16 protein-coding genes and 2 tRNA genes are annotated in these 18586 nt (G+C 58.6%); 1 reads left to right on the top strand and 17 read right to left on the bottom strand.

What is annotated here, in order from left to right; genetic code table 11:
- Positions 1-2: 2 nt before the first annotated feature.
- The 12 genes from rbfA to rlmE all read right to left on the bottom strand — a co-directional run bounded on the left by rbfA (position 3) and on the right by rlmE (position 11703).
- Positions 3-404 (bottom strand): 30S ribosome-binding factor RbfA, encoded by a 402-nt coding sequence (rbfA, locus tag ACMDB8_RS03350; RefSeq protein WP_007973108.1) that lies wholly within the window; start codon positions 402-404, stop codon positions 3-5.
- Positions 405-563: 159 nt separating this feature from the next.
- The gene (infB, locus tag ACMDB8_RS03345) at positions 564-3089 is read right to left on the bottom strand and encodes a translation initiation factor IF-2 (protein ID WP_056728243.1); all 2526 of its coding nucleotides are present in this window, start codon (positions 3087-3089) and stop codon (positions 564-566) included.
- 27 nt (positions 3090-3116) lie between these two features.
- Positions 3117-4598 carry a transcription termination factor NusA gene (gene nusA / locus ACMDB8_RS03340; RefSeq protein WP_007900474.1) on the bottom strand — a complete coding sequence of 494 codons (1482 nt, stop codon included), beginning with the start codon at positions 4596-4598 and terminating at the stop codon, positions 3117-3119.
- Positions 4599-4657: 59 nt separating this feature from the next.
- Positions 4658-5116: a ribosome maturation factor RimP gene (rimP, locus tag ACMDB8_RS03335; RefSeq protein ID WP_007915250.1), complete on the bottom strand. Its 459-nt coding sequence runs from the start codon at positions 5114-5116 to the stop codon at positions 4658-4660.
- Positions 5117-5254: 138 nt separating this feature from the next.
- Positions 5255-5331, bottom strand: a tRNA-Met gene (locus ACMDB8_RS03330).
- Between the two features lie 97 nt (positions 5332-5428).
- Positions 5429-5514, bottom strand: a tRNA-Leu gene (locus ACMDB8_RS03325).
- 22 nt (positions 5515-5536) lie between these two features.
- On the bottom strand, positions 5537-5920 hold the full coding sequence (gene secG / locus ACMDB8_RS03320; RefSeq protein ID WP_017336473.1) for a preprotein translocase subunit SecG: 384 nt from the start codon (positions 5918-5920) through the stop codon (positions 5537-5539).
- A 4-nt stretch (positions 5921-5924) separates the two neighbouring features.
- A complete protein-coding gene (gene tpiA / locus ACMDB8_RS03315; protein ID WP_056728241.1) occupies positions 5925-6680 on the bottom strand; it encodes a triose-phosphate isomerase in 756 nt (251 codons plus the stop codon).
- Between the two features lie 66 nt (positions 6681-6746).
- A complete protein-coding gene (glmM, locus tag ACMDB8_RS03310; protein ID WP_056728239.1) occupies positions 6747-8084 on the bottom strand; it encodes a phosphoglucosamine mutase in 1338 nt (445 codons plus the stop codon).
- Between the two features lie 16 nt (positions 8085-8100).
- Positions 8101-8952: a dihydropteroate synthase gene (gene folP, locus ACMDB8_RS03305; RefSeq protein ID WP_056728237.1), complete on the bottom strand. Its 852-nt coding sequence runs from the start codon at positions 8950-8952 to the stop codon at positions 8101-8103.
- An 8-nt stretch (positions 8953-8960) separates the two neighbouring features.
- Positions 8961-10871, bottom strand: a complete 1911-nt coding sequence (ftsH, locus tag ACMDB8_RS03300; protein WP_056728235.1) for an ATP-dependent zinc metalloprotease FtsH — start codon at positions 10869-10871, stop codon at positions 8961-8963.
- A gap of 199 nt (positions 10872-11070) precedes the next feature.
- Positions 11071-11703 (bottom strand): 23S rRNA (uridine(2552)-2'-O)-methyltransferase RlmE, encoded by a 633-nt coding sequence (gene rlmE, locus ACMDB8_RS03295; protein WP_056728233.1) that lies wholly within the window; start codon positions 11701-11703, stop codon positions 11071-11073.
- Between the two features lie 105 nt (positions 11704-11808).
- Here rlmE and ACMDB8_RS03290 point away from each other — a divergent pair, with 105 nt between their 5' ends.
- On the top strand, positions 11809-12117 hold the full coding sequence (locus ACMDB8_RS03290; protein WP_007942889.1) for a YhbY family RNA-binding protein: 309 nt from the start codon (positions 11809-11811) through the stop codon (positions 12115-12117).
- 9 nt (positions 12118-12126) lie between these two features.
- Here the strand turns inward: ACMDB8_RS03290 and ACMDB8_RS03285 are convergent, their stop codons facing one another.
- The 5 genes from ACMDB8_RS03285 to dapB form a co-directional block, all read right to left on the bottom strand.
- Complete coding sequence (locus ACMDB8_RS03285; RefSeq protein ID WP_056728230.1) at positions 12127-12531, bottom strand: hypothetical protein; 405 nt, start codon at positions 12529-12531, stop codon at positions 12127-12129.
- A gap of 28 nt (positions 12532-12559) precedes the next feature.
- Entirely contained in the window at positions 12560-13036 is a 477-nt protein-coding gene (greA, locus tag ACMDB8_RS03280; RefSeq protein ID WP_056728592.1) for a transcription elongation factor GreA, read from the bottom strand.
- A 2-nt stretch (positions 13037-13038) separates the two neighbouring features.
- A complete protein-coding gene (carB, locus tag ACMDB8_RS03275) occupies positions 13039-16260 on the bottom strand; it encodes a carbamoyl-phosphate synthase large subunit (protein WP_056728228.1) in 3222 nt (1073 codons plus the stop codon).
- A 117-nt stretch (positions 16261-16377) separates the two neighbouring features.
- Complete coding sequence (gene carA / locus ACMDB8_RS03270; RefSeq protein ID WP_046038697.1) at positions 16378-17514, bottom strand: glutamine-hydrolyzing carbamoyl-phosphate synthase small subunit; 1137 nt, start codon at positions 17512-17514, stop codon at positions 16378-16380.
- Between the two features lie 259 nt (positions 17515-17773).
- Positions 17774-18577, bottom strand: coding sequence for a 4-hydroxy-tetrahydrodipicolinate reductase (gene dapB, locus ACMDB8_RS03265; protein ID WP_056728226.1), 804 nt, complete (start codon positions 18575-18577; stop codon positions 17774-17776).
- Between the last annotated feature and the right edge of the window lie 9 nt (positions 18578-18586).

Here is an 18586-nt window from a genome sequence, read left to right as displayed (position 1 = left end):
GATTACTCCTTGGTGTCTTCGGCTTCTGCCGCAACCGGATGCTGATTGTCTTCAGCCACTGCGCGCTCGATCAATGCCGACAGATGCGCACCACGCACGACGCTTTCGTCGTAGTGGAAGTGCAGCTGTGGAACGCTGCGCAGTTTCATCTCGCGAGCCAGCTGCATACGCAGGAAACCGGCGGCGGAGTTGAGCACCTTGATGCTTTGTGCAATTTCTTCGGCGCTGTCCTGCCCCATCACGGTGATGAAGATCTTGGCGTGACCGACGTCACGGCTGACTTCCACTGCGGTAATGGTGACCAGGCCGACGCGCGGGTCTTTGACTTCACGACGGATCAGTTGTGCCAGCTCGCGCTGCATCTGATCGCCGATGCGTTGGGTACGGCTATATTCTTTTGCCATGTCTTGTTACCTGTTACTGCCCCACGGTGAAACCCGTGAGGTCTGAAAGCGGCAAACGCCCGGCCTGACAAAAGCCAGACCGGGCGTTGCGTTTAGAGTCCTGGTGACGAGCTGCGCATTTGCATGCGACGACCCGTCACGGCTCCTGAAGTGCGCGAATTAGAGGCTGCGAGCAACCTGCACCTTCTCGAAGACTTCGATCTTGTCACCGACCTTGACGTCGTTGTAGCTCTTCACGCCGATACCGCATTCCATGCCGGCACGTACTTCGGAAGCGTCATCCTTGAAGCGGCGCAGGGATTCCAGCTCGCCTTCGAAGATAACGATGTCTTCACGCAGTACACGGATCGGACGGTTACGGTGCACAACACCTTCGATAACCATGCAACCGGCGATCGCGCCAAACTTCGGCGAACGGAACACGTCACGCACTTCGGCGATACCCAGGATATTCTCGCGAACATCGCTGCCGAGCATACCGGTCAGGGCTTTCTTGACGTCTTCGATGATGTCGTAGATCACGTTGTAGTAACGCATATCCAGACCTTCCTGCTCGACGATCTTGCGCGCGCCGGCATCGGCACGCACGTTGAAGCCGAACAGTACAGCGTTGGAGGCCAGTGCCAGGTTGGCGTCGGATTCGGTGATACCACCGACACCGCCACCCACTACACGCACTTGCACTTCGTCGTTACCCAGGCCGTTCAAGGCACCGTTCAACGCTTCCAGCGAACCACGGACGTCGGATTTGAGGACGATGTTGAGCGTCTTCTTCTCTTCCTGACCCATGTTTTCGAAGATGTTTTCCAGCTTGCCGGCGTGAGCACGGGCCAGCTTGACTTCGCGGAACTTGCCTTGACGGAACAGAGCCACTTCACGGGCTTTCTTCTCGTCGGCAACCACGCTCATCTCGTCGCCAGCATCCGGGGTACCGTCCAGGCCGAGGATCTCGACAGGGATGGCCGGACCGGCTTCCTTGATTGGCTTGCCGTTCTCGTCGAGCATGGCACGTACACGGCCATAGTTCGAACCGACCAGGACCATGTCGCCTTGGCGCAGGGTACCGTCTTGAACCAGAACGGTAGCCACCGGGCCACGGCCCTTGTCCAGACGGGACTCAACCACAACGCCACGGCCAGGAGCCGAAGGAGTTGCAGTCAGTTCCAGAACTTCGGCTTGCAGCAATACGGCTTCGAGCAGTTCGTCGACGCCAGTACCCATCTTCGCCGAGACCGGTACGAACGGAGTGTCACCACCCCACTCTTCCGACGTCACGCCGTGAACCGACAGTTCGCTACGGATGCGATCGAGGTCAGCACCTGGCTTGTCGATCTTGTTCACTGCAACAACCAGTGGCACACCAGCCGCTACCGCGTGCTGGACAGCTTCAATGGTCTGCGGCATCACGCCGTCGTCCGCTGCAACCACCAGGATCACGATGTCGGTCGCCTTGGCACCACGGGCACGCATTGCGGTAAACGCAGCGTGACCAGGGGTGTCGAGGAACGTCACCATGCCACGGTCGGTTTCAACGTGGTATGCGCCGATGTGCTGGGTGATACCACCGGCTTCGCCAGCAGCAACCTTGGCACGACGGATGTAGTCGAGCAGGGAAGTCTTACCGTGGTCAACGTGGCCCATTACGGTCACGACTGGTGCACGGGAAACTGCCTCGCCTTCAAACTTCAGGGACTCGGCCAGGGAGTCTTCCAGGGCGGTGTCGCTGACCAGGGTCACTTTGTGGCCCAGTTCTTCGGCAACCAACTGGGCAGTTTCCTGATCCAGTACCTGGTTGATGGTCGCTGGAGTACCCAGTTTGAACATGAACTTGATGATTTCAGCAGCCTTCACCGACATCTGCTGGGCGAGATCGCCAACAGTGATGGTTTCGCCGATCTTCACTTCGCGCACGACAGGGCCGGTAGGGCTCTGGAAACCGTGGGCGTTGCGCTTCTTCAGCTTGGCCTTGCCGCGACCACCACGACGGAAGCTATCGCTTTCTTCGTCGGTAGTACGTGGGGCAACACGTGGAGCCGGAGCCTTTTCCTTGACCGAAGCACGATGCGGAGCGTTTTTGCGCTCGCCATCGCCGCTACCGCGACGATTGCTGTCGTCGGCACGTGGCTTGTCCGGACGGCGCTGTTCGTCACGCTTGCGGGTATCGGCCGCAGGCGCTGGAGCAGCCGCCACAACCGGTGCGCTTTCGCGAACTGGCTCGGCCACCGCAGCAGGCGCTGCAACAGGTACGGCTTGAGCGGTCGACGCAGCAGCAGGCTGGCGACGCGCTTCTTCTTCGGCGCGACGCTTGGCTTCTTCTTCAGCCTTCTGACGAGCAGCATTTTCTACTGCGCGACGTTCATCCAGTTCACGCTTGCGCTCGGCTTCGATTTCTTCCGGGCTGCGCTGTACGAAGACCTTCTTCTTGCGTACTTCAACGCTGATGCTCTTGCTGCCAGCAACACGCAGGGTGCTGGTGGTTTTACGCTGCAGCGTAATCTTGCGTGGTTCTTCCACTTTCGCCTTGTGGCTGCTTTTCAAGTGAGTCAGCAACGATTGCTTCTCACTGTCAGTCACATGTTCTTCGGCGGCGGTGTGCGGCAGACCTGCCTCACGCATCTGCTGCAACAGGCGCTCTACCGGTGTTTTGACCTCATCGGCCAGTTGTTTCACCGTGACTTGCGTCATGCACTTCTCTCCTCAGGCCGCGCCTAATTACTCGAACCAGTGGGCTCGGGCGGCCATGATCAACTTGCCGGCACGATCATCGTCAATGCCGTCGATGTCGAGCAGGTCGTCAATAGACTGCTCGGCCAGGTCTTCGCGGGTAATTACGCCGCGCACCGCCAGTTCCATCGCCAAATCCTTGTCCATACCCTCAAGCGAGAGCAGGTCTTCGGCCGGATGGGCGTCTGCCAGCTTTTCCTCAGTAGCGATGGCTTTGGTCAACAAACGATCCTTGGCACGAGCGCGAAGCTCGTTGACGGTTTCTTCGTCAAAGCCGTCGATGTTGAGCATTTCTTCCAACGGTACGTAGGCAATCTCTTCCAGGCTGGTGAAGCCTTCATCTACCAGCACCTGTGCCAGGTCTTCGTCGACTTCCAGCTCGTCGATGAAGTTGCGCAGGATGTCGCCGGTTTCTGCTTGCTGCTTAGCCTGGATGTCCGATTCGGTCATCACGTTCAGGGTCCAGCCAGTCAACTGGCTGGCCAGACGCACGTTCTGACCACCGCGACCGATGGCCTGAGCCAGATTGTCTGCGCCAACGGCGATGTCCATTGCATGGGCATCTTCGTCAACGATAATTGCCGCCACTTCAGCCGGCGACATTGCATTGATCACGAACTGAGCCGGGTTATCGTCCCACAGGACGATGTCCACACGCTCACCGCCCAACTCGCCGGACACTGCCTGGACGCGCGAACCGCGCATACCGATGCAAGCGCCTTGCGGATCAATGCGTTTGTCCTTGGAGCGGACCGCGATCTTGGCGCGCGAACCCGGGTCGCGGGACGCAGCCATTACTTCGATCAGGCCTTCGGCGATTTCCGGCACTTCGATGCGGAACAACTCGATCAGCATTTCCGGCGCGGTACGCGACAGGATCAGCTGCGGGCCGCGGTTCTCGGTGCGGATTTCCTTGAGCAGCGCACGCAGACGCACGCCAACCCGGAAAGTTTCGCGAGAAATGATGTCTTCACGGGCCAGCAACGCTTCAGCGTTGTTGCCCAGATCAACGATCACGTTGTCGCGGGTGACTTTTTTCACGGTGCCGGAGATGATTTCACCCAGGCGCTCGCGGTAAGCGTCAACAACCTGAGCGCGCTCGGCTTCGCGAACTTTCTGCACGATGACCTGCTTGGCAGTCTGTGCAGCGATGCGGCCGAACTCGATGGACTCGATCTTCTCTTCTACGACGTCACCGACCTTGGCACCAGGATGCGTTTCGGCAACCTTGCTCGGCCAGGTTTCGATGGCCGGATCGTCCAGGTCTGCTTCTTCGACGACCGTCCAGCGACGGAATGTCTCGTATGCACCCGTGTGGCGGTTGATTTCCACACGCAGATCAACTTCGTCTTCGAAACGCTTCTTGGTAGCAGTGGCCAGGGCCAGCTCCAGCGCTTCAAAAATCACGTTTGCCGGTACGCCCTTTTCATTGGATACCGACTCAACAACCAGCAGTACTTCTTTGCTCATCGTACGCCTCGCCTTTCGCAAGCCATTGGATCCGCGGGATCCGCAGTATCTGGCACGCCTCAGTCAAAACTGGGAATAATGTTGGCCTTGTCGATCATATCGATCGGCAACAGGAACTCATGGTCATCTACCTGCACCACGACATCCTGCTCTTCTACGCCGCGCAGAAGGCCCTGAAAGTTGCGTCGTCCTTCAAAAGGCGAGCGCAGCTTGATCTTCACTTGTTCACCGGCAAATTTTGCAAACTGCTCAAGAGTGAACAGAGGGCGTTCCATGCCAGGCGAGGAAACTTCAAGGGTGTACTCAACGGAGATTGGATCTTCAACATCCAGCACACCGCTGATCTGACGGCTGACGATGGCGCAATCGTCCACCAGCACGCCGCCTTCTTTATCGATATAAACGCGCAACATCGAGTGACGACCCTGAGCCGAAAACTCGATACCCCAGCATTCATAGCCTAGGGCCACGACCACCGGGGCCAGCAAGGCCTGCAACTCTTCTAGCTTGCTCGACACCTGAACCCCCTAGTGCATGTATGTGCATGCTATGCAAAATAAAAAAATGGGCGAAACGCCCATCCTTGAAACGCCGTCGAACAGCGGCGTTGAAAGTGTCCAGCTAACAAAAAGCCCCTTAAAAGGGGCTCCTTAAACTGGTTGCGGGGGCCGGATTTGAACCGACGACCTTCGGGTTATGAGCCCGACGAGCTACCAGACTGCTCCACCCCGCGACAAAGCTGGGGCGGAAGTATACGACCGATCCCCTACAGGGTCAATGTAACCTTCCACCTGCAAGAAAGCCCGCAACAGCGGGCTCTCCTGACTAATTGGTACCGAGAAGGGGACTCGAACCCCTACACCCTATGGGCACAACCACCTCAAGGTTGCGTGTCTACCAATTCCACCACCTCGGCAATACTACGTTTGAAACCCTTCTTACTTCTGCTCTTGAGCTGGAGGCACGTCAGTCGCTGGAGTAGCCGACTTTTGCTCTTGAAGCACCGGGACATCATCAGAAGCCGGTTGTTGCTTTGGAACTTCCAGTACCGCTGGATTTGGGAGACCTACTTGAGTCAGCTGGTGAGCCTTCTCTTTAGCAAAGTAACCTAACCCCAAGCTGGTTATGAAAAAACCTGCGGCAAGTATAGCAGTAAACTTACTAAGAAAGGTAGAGGAACCTTGGCTTCCGAACACAGTATTTGAAGCACCTGCTCCGAAAGACGCGCCAGCATCCGCACCTTTACCCTGCTGCAGCAAAACCAGAGCTACTACGCCCAATGCACCCAGCAGATGAAAAACGACTACGACTGTTTCCAGCATTTTTTCAGTTTCCCGCGGCGCGACAGATCGCACCGAACTCATCTGCATTCAGGGAAGCCCCACCAATGAGACCCCCATCGATATCCGGCATGCCGAACAGTTCGACCGCATTGGCCGCCTTCACGCTGCCGCCGTATAGAAGCCGCACACCTTGTGCGACTTCAGAATTCTCTGCCGCCAACTGGGCGCGAATGGCTGCATGCACATCCTGCGCCTGTTGTGGCGTTGCAGTCAGCCCGGTGCCAATGGCCCAGACCGGCTCGTAAGCGATCACTGCCTTGGCAAAGACACCAACACCCAGCTCCTCGATGATACTGCCCAGCTGACGCGAGACAACCTCAAGAGTTTTTCCGGCTTCACGCTGCTCAAGGGTCTCCCCTATGCACAACACCGGAATCAAGCCACATGCCTGTGCCGCTGCGAACTTGCGGATCAGCACTGCGTCCTGCTCGCCCATGATCTGGCGGCGTTCGGAGTGCCCGACAAGTACCAGGGAACAACCTGCATCCACCAACTGACTCGGTGCAACTTCACCGGTCAACGCACCTTGTCCGGATTCCACCGCAGAATTCTGCGCACCGACCGAAATCGACTTTCCTTCCAGGCCATCAATCACTTGATTGATATGCAGCAAAGGCGGGAATACCGCGACATCAACACTGCTCGGCAACGCCAAGTCACGAAGGCCGTTGATCAGCTCAGCGACGCTGGCGCGGGTACCGTGCATCTTCCAGTTACCAGCTACCATAGGGCGACGCATGCTGTACCTCGTCGGTCAAAGTGGGCGCAGATGTTACCCAACACAATCATGGCTGGCAAGCCGAATTCAGGCAGAAACTTCAGTAACCAGTTTTGCCAGCTCTTCGGCATAGCCACGAACCTGCGTTTCGTCTTCGCCTTCGACCATCACACGCACCAGCGGTTCGGTTCCTGACTTGCGCAACAGCACACGCCCGCGACCCGCCATGGCCTTGGTCACCCGCTCGCTGGCTTCCTTGACCGACGGATGATCAAGAGGGCTTGCGCCGCCACCGAATCGCACATTGATCAACACCTGAGGGCACTTGCGCAGCGCCTGCCGGGATTGCGCCAGACTTTCGTCACGCGATCGCAGCGCCATCAACACCTGAAGCGCCGCAATGATTGCATCACCGGTGGTGGTGTGACTGAAGCACACGATGTGCCCGGAGTTTTCACCACCCACGATCCAGTTGCGCTCCAGCAGCTCGGCAATGACATAGCGGTCACCGACGTTGGCACGCACCAATGGAATACCCAGGTCAGCCAGGGCCAGCTCCAGCCCCAGGTTACTCATCAAGGTTCCGACCACGCCGCCTTGAAGCTTGTCGCGCTCATGCAGGTCACGGGCAATGATGAACAGCAGCTCATCACCATCCACCACCGCACCGGTGTGATCGACCATCTGGACGCGGTCACCGTCGCCATCGAAAGCAATGCCCAGATCGGCCTTCTCAGCCACGACGGCAGCCTGCAGCGGCCCCATATGGGTCGAACCGCAATTGTCGTTGATGTTCAATCCATTGGGTTGCGCCGACAGCACGACGACTTCAGCGCCCAACTCGCGGAACACGCTCGGCGCCACTTTGTAGGTCGCGCCGTGAGCGCAGTCGATGACGATCTTCAGGCCCGTGAAGCTGGTGCCGGTCGGCACGCTGCTCTTGCAGAACTCGATATAGCGCCCCGACGCATCGTTGATTCGCGAAACCTTGCCGATCTTGCTCGACTCAACCACGGTCATCGGCGTATCGAGCAACTCTTCGATCATCAGTTCGACTTCATCCGGGAGCTTGGTGCCCTTGCCGGAGAAGAACTTGATGCCATTATCATCATGCGGATTGTGCGACGCACTGATGACGATGCCTGCCTCGGCATGAAAAGTACGCGTCAGATAGGCGATTGCCGGAGTCGGCATAGGCCCCAGCAGCATCACATCGGCACCTGCCGACGTCAGCCCTGCTTCAAGCGCCGACTCAAACATGTAGCCGGAAATTCGAGTGTCCTTGCCGACCAGCACCTTGCAGGCGCCCATCTTGCGGAAAGCCATGCCAGCAGCCCAGCCGAGCTTGAGCATGAAATCAGGGGTAATCGGGTATTGACCAACACGTCCACGAATACCATCGGTGCCAAAATATTTTTTGCTCATAAGTGCTCCATCATTCTTATTCGGCTGATTCCACTGCGGCGATCATCCGCACCACATCCACTGTTTCGGCTACATCATGGACGCGCAATATACGCGCACCTTTCGCCAAAGCCAGCGCCGCGAGCGCCAAACCGCCATACAGTCGGTCCCCCACCGGACGACTCAACGCCTGACCAATCATGCTCTTTCGAGAAACCCCGACCAACAAGGGCCGCCCCAAGGCATGCAAGGCCTCCATATGTTTGAACAAGCTTAGATTGTGCTGCAAGGTTTTAGCGAAGCCAAAGCCGGGGTCAAGAATGACCCGCTCAGCGGGAATACCCACCAATGAACACTGATGCATGCGCTCGGCGAGAAACTCTCCAACCTCCCTTGTAACGTCCTGATACTGCGGATTGTCCTGCATATCGCCCGGCTCGCCCAGCATGTGCATCAGACAAACCGGAAGCCCGGTGGCTGCCGCTGCATCCAGAGCACCATCACGACGCAACGAACGTACGTCATTGATCAACCCGGCACCCAGGCGCGCAGCTTCACGCATGACGGCTGGCGTTGAGGTATCGACCGATATGATCACATCCAGCTCGCGACTGATGCGCTCGACGATAGGGGCTACGCGCTCCAGCTCCTCCAGTGGTGACACCACTCTGGCACCGGGACGAGTGGACTCGCCACCGACATCGATCAGCGTCGCGCCGGCCGCCACCATGGCTTCGGCGTGGCGCATGGCCGCGTCGAGCTGGCTATATTGGCCGCCATCGGAGAAAGAATCAGGAGTGACATTAAGAATACCCATGACATGCGTCTGGGCCAAATCAAGAACCCGGTTGCCGCAAGGCAACCGGGTCGAGGACTGAACAGAAGTCATTTCAAACCTTATACGTCAGCAGCAGGACCACCGATCGGTGTTTCCGGACGCTCATCCTGCACCGCCGGCGGGGTACCGGAAGTGCCCGTGCCACCCGACCAGTCGCGCGGCTCGCGAGGCGAACGACCCGCCATGATGTCGTCGATCTGCTCGGCATCGATGGTTTCGTACTTCATCAAGGCATCGGCCATCGCATCGAGCTTGTCACGGTTGTCCGTGAGAATCTGCTTCGCCGTGCCGTAGCACTGATCGATGATGCTGCGCACTTCGGAGTCGATCAGCTTGGCTGTCTCACCAGAGAAGCTTGCACCCTGACCGCCACCGCCGCGACCGAGGAACACTTCACCCTCTTCTTCGGCGTACATCAACGGACCGAGTTTTTCCGAAAGCCCCCACTTGGTCACCATGTTCCGCGCAATCTGGCTGGCGCGCATGATGTCGTTGGAGGCACCGGTGGTCACGCCGTCGAAGCCCAGGGTCATTTCTTCAGCGATACGACCGCCGTACAGCGAGCAGATCTGGCTGATCAGTGCGCGCTTGGACAGGCTGTAGCGGTCTTCTTCCGGCAGGAACATGGTCACACCCAGCGCACGACCGCGCGGGATGATCGACACCTTGTACACCGGATCGTGCTCAGGCACGACACGACCCACGATGGCGTGGCCCGCTTCGTGATAAGCCGTGTTCTGTTTTTCTTTCTCGGACATGACCATGGATTTGCGCTCGGCACCCATCATGATCTTGTCTTTCGCCAGTTCGAACTCTTTCATTTCGACGATGCGCTTGCCGGCACGGGCAGCGAACAACGACGCCTCGTTCACCAGGTTGGCCAGATCAGCACCGGAGAAGCCTGGAGTACCACGAGCGATCACGGCCGGGGCAACGTCGTCACCCATCGGCACTTTGCGCATGTGAACCTTGAGAATCTGTTCGCGACCACGGATGTCCGGCAGACCGACCACAACCTGTCGGTCGAAACGGCCCGGACGCAGCAACGCAGGGTCCAGTACATCAGGACGGTTGGTCGCGGCAATCACGATGATGCCGTCATTCATCTCAAAGCCGTCCATCTCAACCAGCAACTGGTTGAGCGTTTGCTCGCGCTCGTCATGACCACCACCCATGCCAGCACCACGATGGCGACCAACGGCGTCGATCTCGTCGATGAAGATGATGCATGGAGCGTGCTTCTTGGCCTGTTCGAACATATCGCGAACACGGCTGGCACCAACACCGACGAACATTTCGACGAAGTCGGAACCGGAGATGGTGAAGAACGGTACTTTGGCTTCGCCAGCGATGGCCTTGGCCAGCAAGGTTTTACCAGTACCCGGTGGACCGACCATCAGCACACCGCGAGGAATGCGGCCACCCAGGCGCTGGAACTTGCCCGGATCACGCAGGAACTCGACAAGCTCGCCGACTTCTTCCTTGGCTTCGTCGCAACCGGCGACGTCAGCCAGGGTCGTTTTCACCTGATCTTCCGAGAGCAGGCGCGCCTTGCTTTTACCGAAGCTCATCGGCCCGCCCTTGCCACCGGCACCGCCCTGCATCTGCCGCATGAAGAACATGAATACGGCGATGATCACGAGGATAGGGAAGCTGGCGACCAGAAGCTGAGTCCAGATGGATTGCTGTTCAGGCTGCTTGCCTTCGACTACGACGTGGTTATCCACCAGGTCACCGATCAGGCCGTTGTCCTGGATCGCGGGACGAATGGTCTTGAAGCTGTCGCCATCGTTGCGCTTGCCTGTAATCACGTAGCCATCAACCGCCACGCGCTCGACCTTGCCATCCTTGACCTGCTGGATGAAGTCGGAATAGTTGAGGGTCTGCGGCTCGTTAGGGCTGGAGAAGTTGTTCATCACCGTCACCAGGACAGCCGCGATGATCAACCACAGGATCAGATTCTTTGCCATATCGTTCAATTAACTACCCTCTGAAGCAAGCTCCGCTACTGACGCGCGCTTCGCATGATATTCACCGGCCTAACTTACTACATTACCTACAACTTGGCAGGCGCCGTCTGTAACCCTTTGTGAAACACTTCCTACACAATATTCGCTAATTCTGACAAGGCGTAATACAAAAAACCTATCACCCTGATCGAAAATTCACTCAACCTTCACTGCGCCCGCGGAAACCGCGACCCAGCAGGTACTGCTCGCGAGAACGGTCGCGCGACGAGGTCGGCTTGCGCATCTGCACCTTGTCGAACTGCTGGCGAACGCTCTTGTGGAACTCGTCGAAGCCTTCGCCCTGGAAGATCTTGATCAAAAAATCACCACCGGGCTTGAGCACCCGAGTCGAAAGATCCAGTGCCAATTCGCACAGGAACATCGCTCGTGGCATGTCTACGGCCGGTAATCCACTCATATTGGGGGCCATATCGGAAATCACAAGGTCTACTTCCTTATTTCCGACGGCATCGAGGATCTGGGCCAGCACGGCGTCCTCGGTAAAGTCGCCCTGAATGAAGGTCACGTCCGGGATGCTGTCCATTTCCAGAATGTCAGAAGCGATCAGCGTACCCTGCCCGCCAATCAGACGACTGGTCACCTGGGACCACCCACCGGGAGCCGCACCAAGGTCAATTACGCTCATGCCCGGACGGATCAGACGATCCTTTTCCTGGATCTCCAGCAATTTGTAGCTGGCGCGGGAACGGTACCCGTCTTTTTGTGCCATTTTGACGAATGGGTCGTTGAAATGTTCTTTCAGCCAGTTAAGGCTTGTCTTGGAACGGGCCACGGGATACCTCGGAAATAAAACGGGTCGTGATTAACTGGGCGGTCCCGGACTCGCTCGGGTAAACTGGCCGCCGCTTTTTACAAGATCAGACGCAGGGGTCAGATTATGCCGCTCACTCAAGAGCAGAAGAAACAGTACAAATCCATTGGCCACCATCTGAAACCAGTATTGATTGTGGCAGACAATGGTTTGACTGAAGGTGTGTTAGCCGAACTCGAACGCGCATTGGCGGATCACGAGCTGATCAAGATCAAGCTCAACATCCTCGATCGCGAATCGCGCCTGGCGTCCATTGCAGAGCTCTGCAAGGTCGGCAAAGCGGATCTGGTCCAGGTCATCGGCAAGATGGCACTGATCTACCGCAAGAACTTCAGCGTCAACAAGCAGCTGTCGAACGTCCATCGCTTCAAGTGATGACAAGGGTCAAGGGTGTGCTTCGCGCACCCTGCCACTCCATCCCGGCACCGGCTGCAACACCAGCACCAGCCCGGAAAAGCCCAGGACAAGATAGCTGAACGCCTGCCAACGCAGCGCATCCGGCCAGCCGAAACGCACCGCGAAGTACATCGCGCACGCACACAGCGCCATCAACAGCAGTTGCCCGCGAATATCCCGCCATAGACTGGCACGGCCCTCGGCCTTAACCAGCACCAAAGCCTGAAAAATCACACACGCCGTAGCGAATCCCACTACCAGCGTATTGAGCATGCCTGCGATTTCGTCGATCAGCAGCGGCGCCAGGCCAATTCGCCCCAGCACCGGCAACAGACCGATTTGCAACAGCCACAGGCCGCCGACCCACAACATCTGGGTCAGTTGCCAAAGCATGGCGCCCGCATGAAACGGGCGCCGGCTTTCAGATGTGGCGAACTTCGACAATCTCGTACTCGATAACGCCACTTGGCGTTTTCACCGCAACCACATCGCCCTCTTCCTTGCCGATCAAGGCACGAGCCAGGGGCGAGCCGACCGAAATCTTGCCAAGTTTGAAGTCAGCTTCATCCTCACCCACGATGTGGTAAGTGACGCTTTCATCAGTCTCGACGTTGGCGATTTCGACGGTGGTACCGAAGATAACCTTGCCAGTGTGAGGAATGGTCGTGACATCAATGATGACCTGATTCTGAATCCGGCCCTCGATGTCACGAATGCGCGCCTCGACCATACCCTGCTGCTCACGGGCAGCGTGGTATTCGGCGTTTTCCTTCAAGTCACCCAACTCGCGGGCCGTACCGATGTCCTGGCTGAGCTTCGGACGAACGACCTTGGTCAGGTGAGTGTGCTCTTCTTCCAGGGCGCGAGCGCCCTGAACGGTCATTGGGTACTTCGTTATGCTCATGCCTTCAATCCTGCGTGTAGATCCTGCAAGCGGCGCACGGTCTTCTCGGGACCGAATTTCAGCGCTTCACAGATGGCTTCGCCAGCAGCAATGGTGGTGGTGCAGTAAATCTTGTGCTGCAAGGCATTACGACGAATGGAGTACGAATCAGCGATCGACTGACGACCTTCGGTGGTGTTGATGATCAGCGTGACTTCGTCATTCTTGATCATGTCGACCACATGCGGACGACCTTCGGTCACCTTGTTCACACGGCGCACTTTCAGGCCTGCCGCCTCGATCAGCTTGGCAGTACCGGCAGTGGCAACCACTTCGAAGCCCAAGTTGATCAGATCACGGGCCACGCCCGCAACCAGCGGCTTGTCGTCGTCACGTACGCTGATGAACGCAGTACCGCCGGTCGGCAGCACTTCGCTGGCACCCATCTGGGCCTTGGCGAACGCTTCACCGAAGGTGTCGCCCACGCCCATCACTTCACCGGTGGACTTCATCTCCGGGCCGAGGATCGGGTCAACGCCAGGGAATTTGGCGAACGGGAACACCGCCTCTTTCACGCTGTAGAAGTTCGGGATGATTTCCTTGGTGAAGCCGATTTCCTTCAAGGTCTTACCGGCCATGACGCGAGCCGCGATCATTGCCAGGGAAACACCGATGCACTTGGAAACGAACGGCACCGTACGGGAAGCACGCGGGTTGACTTCGATGACATAGATGTCGTCGCCTTGCAGCGCCAACTGAACGTTCATCAGGCCGATTACGCCCAGTTCCAGGGCCATTTTCTTGACCTGGTCACGCATCTCGTCCTGGATGTGCGCTGGCAGCGAGTACGGCGGCAGCGAGCACGCGGAGTCACCGGAGTGAACACCAGCCTGCTCGATGTGCTGCATGATCGCGCCGATCACAACGTCTTTGCCGTCGCAGACCGCATCCACGTCCATCTCGATGGCGCAGTTGAGGAAGTGGTCCAGCAGCACCGGGCTGTCGTTGGACACTTGCACCGCTTCGCGCAGGTAGCGCTTGAGTTCTTCTTCTTCGTAGACGATTTCCATCGCACGACCGCCCAGTACATAGGACGGACGCACCACCAGCGGGTAACCGATCTTGCTGGCGGCACGAATCGCTTCGTCTTCGCTGCGCACGGTGGCGTTTGGCGGCTGACGCAGGTTCAGGCGCTGGACCATCTGCTGGAAGCGCTCACGGTCTTCGGCACGGTCGATGGCGTCAGGGCTGGTACCGATGATCGGCACGCCGGCGGCTTCCAGGGCGCGAGCCAGCTTCAGTGGAGTCTGGCCGCCGTACTGGACAATCACGCCTTTCGGCTTCTCGACGCGAACGATTTCCAGCACGTCTTCCAGGGTCACTGGTTCGAAGTACAGGCGATCGGAAGTGTCATAGTCGGTGGAAACGGTTTCCGGGTTGCAGTTGACCATGATGGTCTCGTAGCCGTCATCGCGCAGGGCCAGTGCCGCGTGTACGCAGCAGTAGTCGAACTCGATGCCCTGGCCGATACGGTTCGGACCGCCACCCAGGATCATGATCTTGTCGCGACCCGATGGCGCCGCTTCGCACTCTTCCTCGTACGTCGAGTAGAGGTAGGCAGTATCGGTGGCGAACTCGGCGGCGCAGGTGTCGACGCGCTTGTAGACCGGGAAGATTTCCAGCTTGTGACGGTGAGCGCGCAGGCTCTTCTCGGTCACCCCCAGCAATTTGGCCAGGCGCATATCGGAGAAGCCTTTGCGCTTGAGGCGGAACATCAGATCGCGGTCGATGCTGGTCAGACCCAGGGTCTTGACCTTCTCTTCTTCCTTGATCAGGTCTTCCATCTGCACCAGGAACCAAGGGTCGATCATGGTCATGCCGAAGATGTCTTCGACGGTCATGCCGGCGCGCATGGCGTCCGCCACGTACCAGATACGCTCGGCACCCGGCACGGTCAGCTCGCGCTTGAGTACGCTCATGCTTTCCGGGTTGGCCAGATCAACCTTCTCGTCCAGGCCGCAAACGCCCACTTCCAGGCCACGCAGGGCTTTCTGCAGGGATTCCTGGAAGGTACGGCCGATGGCCATGACTTCACCGACAGACTTCATCTGGGTGGTCAGGCGCGCGTCAGCCTTGGCGAACTTCTCGAAAGCGAAGCGTGGCAACTTGGTGACGACGTAGTCGATGGACGGCTCGAAGGACGCCGGGGTCTTGCCGCCGGTGATGTCGTTCGACAGCTCGTCGAGGGTGTAACCCACAGCCAGCTTGGCCGCGACCTTGGCGATCGGGAAGCCGGTGGCCTTCGAAGCCAGGGCCGAAGAACGCGATACTCGCGGGTTCATCTCGATCACGACCATGCGGCCGGTGTTCGGGCAGATACCGAACTGAACGTTGGAACCGCCGGTTTCCACGCCGATCTCGCGCAGTACCGCCAGGGAGGCGTTACGCAGGATCTGGTATTCCTTGTCGGTCAGGGTCTGTGCAGGAGCCACGGTGATCGAGTCACCGGTGTGCACGCCCATCGGGTCGAAGTTTTCGATGGAGCAGACGATGATGCAGTTGTCCTTCTTATCGCGGACAACCTCCATCTCGTATTCTTTCCAGCCGATCAGCGATTCGTCGATCAGCAGCTCTTTGGTCGGCGACAGGTCCAGACCACGGGCGCAGATTTCTTCGAACTCTTCACGGTTGTAAGCGATACCGCCACCGGTGCCACCCATGGTGAAGGACGGACGGATGATGCACGGGAAGCCGAGCTTCTCGAGGACCGCATTGGCCTCTTCCATGCTGTGGGCGATACCGGAACGCGGGCACGCCAGGCCGATGGACTTCATCGCCTTGTCGAAACGCGAGCGGTCTTCAGCCTTGTCGATGGTGTCGGCGTTGGCACCGATCATCTCTACGCCGAACTTCTCCAGAACGCCTTCGCGCTCCAGGTCCAGGGCGCAGTTCAGAGCGGTCTGGCCACCCATGGTCGGCAGCAGCGCGTCCGGACGCTCTTTCTCGATGATCTTGGCAACGGTCTGCCACTTGATCGGCTCGATGTAGGTGGCGTCGGCCATGGCCGGGTCGGTCATGATGGTGGCCGGGTTGGAGTTCACCAGGATGACGCGGTAACCCTCTTCGCGCAGGGCTTTGCAGGCCTGGGCGCCGGAGTAGTCGAATTCGCAGGCCTGGCCGATCACGATCGGGCCAGCGCCGAGAATCAGGATGCTTTTAATGTCTGTACGTTTTGGCATGGGTTTGTCACTCAAATCCGCAGGTCAGTCGGCAAGCCGTCTTGTTCAATCTCTGAAGCCTTGAGGGGGCCGCCGGTGCGGGGCCACCCTCAAGCTTTGCTACATCAGGGCGAGCGATCAGCGTCGCTTGGCCATCTCGGTGATGAAGCGATCGAACAATGGCGCTACGTCGTTCGGGCCAGGGCTGGCTTCCGGGTGACCCTGGAAGCTGAAGGCGCTCTTGTCGGTACGCTCGATACCTTGCAGGGTGCCGTCGAACAGCGATTTGTGGATCGCGCGAACGTTGGCCGGCAGGGTCGCTTCGTCTACGGCAAAACCGTGGTTCTGGCTGGTGATCATCACCACACCGCTGTCCAGGTCCTGGACGGGGTGGTTGGCACCGTGGTGGCCGTGCCCCATTTTCAGGGTCTTGGCGCCGGAGGCCAGGGCCAGCAACTGGTGACCGAGGCAGATACCGAAGACCGGGATCTCGGTTTCCAGCACATCCTTGATCGCCTGGATCGCGTAGTCGCAAGGCTCCGGATCACCAGGGCCGTTGGACAGGAACACGCCGTCCGGCTTCAGCGCCAGCACATCGGCGGCAGGAGTTTGCGCAGGCACGACAGTCACGCGGCAACCGCGCTCGACCAGCATGCGCAGGATGTTCACCTTGACGCCGTAGTCGTAGGCAACCACATGGTACGGCAGCTCGGAGGCTTCGATGGTTGCGTGGCTGTCGGTTTTCAGATCCCAGACAGTCGAGCGCCACTCGTAGCTTTCCTTGGTGCTGACGACTTTCGCCAGGTCCATGCCCTTGAGGCCAGGGAAACCCTGGGCGGCGGCGATGGCGGCAGCTTCGGAAATGTTGTCACCGGCCATGATGCAGCCGTTCTGCGCGCCTTTTTCACGCAGGATGCGCGTCAGGCGGCGGGTGTCGATACCGGCGATGGCCACAACATTGTTGGCCTTCAGGTAGTCGGACAGGGACATCGTGTTACGCCAGTTGCTCGCCACCAGTGGCAGGTCACGAATGACCAGGCCGGCAGACCAGACGCGGTTGGACTCGGCGTCCTCCGGCGTGGTGCCGGTGTTGCCGATGTGCGGGTAAGTCAGGGTAACGATTTGTTGGGCGTAGGAAGGATCGGTAAGGATTTCCTGATAGCCGGTCATTGCGGTGTTGAACACCACCTCACCAACGGTTTGACCGTCGGCTCCAATGGCTTCGCCGCGAAAAATGCTGCCATCAGCAAGGGCGAGTATGGCTGGCTTAGTCAAGAAGACCTCCCGTAAATAAAGCCTGAAAGGGCGATCGCAGGTTGTAAAAAAGCGGAGTGACGTATGGACACGTCACCCCGCTTCTTCACTGAATTATTCTGCGCGCTTTTAGTGGACACACTAAAGCTGTAGCTTACAGAAAAAGGCTTTTTTGGTCTACCGCCAATGAGCCTTAAAGGCTGGAGAATGCGACAGGACGTCGCTTGGCGGAACAAAACCGGGCTCAAACGCGGTGCGCGAGCCCGATTTCGGGTGCATATTAACGCAAATCGAGCACGTCTTGCATGTCGTAAAGGCCAGGCTCGCGCCCGTCCAGCCACAAAGCAGCACGTACCGCGCCCTTGGCGAACGTCATGCGACTGGAAGCCTTGTGGGTGATCTCGACACGCTCGCCGTCGGCAGCGAACAGCACGGTGTGGTCACCAACGATGTCGCCAGCGCGTACGGTGGCGAAACCAATGGTCTCGCGCTCACGAGCGCCGGTCTGCCCCTCACGACCGTACACCGCCACTTTCTTCAGGTCGCGACCCAACGCATCGGCAATCACCTCGCCCATGCGCACGGCAGTGCCGGACGGCGCATCGACTTTATGCCGATGGTGAGCTTCGGTGATTTCGATATCGACATCGTCGCCCAACACGCGAGCGGCCGTGTCGAGCAGCTTCAGGCACAGGTTGACCCCGACACTGAAGTTGGCCGCGAAGACAATCGGAATGTCCTTGCCCGCTTCCGCCAGCAGTTGCTTCTCTTCAACGCTGAAACCGGTGGTACCGATGATCATGGCCTTGCCGTGTTTACGGCAGAAAGCCAGGTTCTTCAGGGTCACCGTCGGGTGAGTGAAGTCGATCAGCACGTCGAACTCGTCGACCACCCGATCCAGATCACCGGACAGAGGCACGCCGATACGACCCAGCGCAGCCAGCTCACCGGCATCCGCGCCGACCAGCGTGCTGTCGGGGCGATCCACCGCCGCCGTCAGACCGGCGCCCGGAGTTTGCTGCACCGCTTCAATCAGGGTCTTGCCCATGCGCCCGGCGGCGCCCATCACTGCAATACGTCGCATGCCTGCCTC

The organism is Pseudomonas monachiensis (assembly GCF_047345015.1).
Classification (GTDB): Bacteria; Pseudomonadota; Gammaproteobacteria; order Pseudomonadales; family Pseudomonadaceae; genus Aquipseudomonas; species Aquipseudomonas monachiensis.
Note: the sequence above shows the minus strand (reverse complement) of the source record. Positions and strands in the feature narration are given on the sequence as shown.